At 75.4% G+C, this 869-nt stretch carries 2 protein-coding genes; both read right to left on the minus strand.

Annotated elements, in window-relative coordinates; translation table 11 throughout:
* Nucleotides 1–183: 183 nt before the first annotated feature.
* A complete protein-coding gene (locus tag ACYVE7_RS34845; RefSeq protein ID WP_460370922.1) occupies nt 184–618 on the minus strand; it encodes a hypothetical protein in 435 nt (144 codons plus the stop codon).
* The coding region (locus ACYVE7_RS34850) for an RNA polymerase sigma factor (protein ID WP_460370924.1) at nt 611–869 on the minus strand (259 nt) is incomplete at its 5' end. The genes ACYVE7_RS34845 and ACYVE7_RS34850, both read right to left, overlap by 8 nt.

An 869-nucleotide genomic window follows, 5' to 3' on the forward strand; every position in this document is an offset into this window, starting at 1 on the left:
ACCGCGACCCGCGCCGACCACAGCCGGGCCCGCCCCACCTCGTCCCCCGCGCCCTGCTCCGCGCGGCCGAGCACGTCCAGGGCCTGCGGCAGCTCTCCTCGATCCCGCAGCGCCAGGGCCGCCCTGCGCACCTCGCCGACGTCGGTGAGCCGTAGTGCTTCGTTGACGGGCAAGAGTTCTCCTTCAGATCCTGGTCCAGTTGGTGACGAGCGTCGAGCCGTCGGGGAAGGCGACGTGGAGCATGAACAGCCCGGTGGGCACGGTGTCGGCGAGGAAGTGGCCCGTGGGGGAGAGCACGGCGGGGTGCGTCCCGGACGGTGTGCGGACCGTGACCGCGGCCGGGGTGACGGCCGGGGTGAGCAGCCCGGTGAGCGACCGGGTCCGGCCCGTCGACGCGACTTCCAGCGTGAGCGTGGTGCCGCCCGCGGTGTAGGTGAGAAGCCGGGTGGAGCTGCGCAGACCCGCCGAGGCCAGGGCGGTGTCGGTGGTGAGCTCGGCCAGCCGGGCGTCCAGATCGAGCAGGGCGAACGCCGCCCGGGCCGCGGTGTAGGAGCGGGGCGGGGGCGGATCGTCCCGGAGGAAGGCGGCGTGCAGGTCGCGCAGGGTCCGGTCAGTCACCGACGGCCTCCTGAAGGCGGCGCAGGCAGCGCGAACGGGTCGGGCCGATCGAACCCATCGGGACGTCCAGGGCCGCCGAGACCTCCGTGTAGCTGGCGGAGGCGGCCAGCAGCCGCAGCAGATCGCGGCAGCGCGGCGGGAGGGCGCGGAGCGCGGACGCCGTGCGGCTGAGCCTGTCCCTGGCCAGGCAGTGGCGTTCAGGAGACGGCTCGGACGGTGGCGGCGCGTCCAGCGGACGGCGCGGCGCGGCC

It is taken from the genome of Actinocorallia lasiicapitis (genome assembly GCF_054778695.1).